At 53.7% G+C, this 834-nt stretch carries 1 protein-coding gene; it reads left to right on the forward strand.

What is annotated here, in order from left to right; all coding sequences use genetic code 11:
• The first annotated feature begins 135 nt into the window (after window positions 1-135).
• Window positions 136-600 (forward strand): nuclear transport factor 2 family protein, encoded by a 465-nt coding sequence (locus K7B09_RS13085; protein ID WP_223629905.1) that lies wholly within the window; start codon window positions 136-138, stop codon window positions 598-600.
• Window positions 601-834: the final 234 nt, after the last annotated feature.

Consider the following 834-nt stretch of genomic DNA (forward strand, 5'->3'; position numbering starts at 1 on the left):
TGGGGCGCGGCCTAACAATTCGTTCAAGCCGACCCCGCTTCGTGGCGGCGCCTGCGTGCTTGCGGTACGCTAGCACTCCGCCGCCGCCACTACGCAGGTCGGCTTAACTCAGGCGTTAGGCCGCAGGTGAAGGTCATGTCGCTCATCAAAAATTTCCGTACCAAGGTTATCGCCAGCTTGTTCTGCGTTACGTGTTCGCCGTGGACCCCAGCAATCGCTGGCGACGCGACAACCGCAACAACCGCAACAGCCTTAGGCCAGAACGCAACACCCGAGGCAATTGTCGACGCTCAACTTGCCGCCTACAACCGTAGGGATCTAGAAGGCTTTCTTAGTTTCTACGCTGAGGATGCAGTCCTTGCAAACTACCCCGATCATGTCACGCAGACAGGCAAAGCCGAAATGCGCACTCGGTATCAGTTGCGCTTCAGCAATCCTAGTTTGCACGCCGAGATCATCAAGCGAATCACCTTTGGGGGGTTCGTCATAGACCATGAGCGTGTCGTGGCACCACCACCGGCAGAGGGCACTCTAGAGGCGGTTGCCGTCTATGAAATCAAGGACGGTAAGATAGTCCGGGTCACATTTCTCAAGAACTAATGCAACTGCGGCCTAACAATTCGTTCAAGCCGAAATTGTTTCGCTACATCAAACACATGGCAGATTAAGCTTGCCATGTGTTTGCTTCCGCTACACAATTCGGCTTAACTCAGGTGTTAGGTGCGCACGAAACCAATGTTGCAAATCCTCAGAAATCCAAAGTTTCGATTTTTCCTCGTAATTGGCGCCGTTCCGATCTTGCTTGTTGCTGCTGCCATCGGCACTTTCAGCCTT

This window comes from Thermomonas beijingensis, from assembly GCF_020034655.1.
Taxonomy (GTDB): Bacteria; Pseudomonadota; Gammaproteobacteria; order Xanthomonadales; family Xanthomonadaceae; genus Thermomonas; species Thermomonas beijingensis.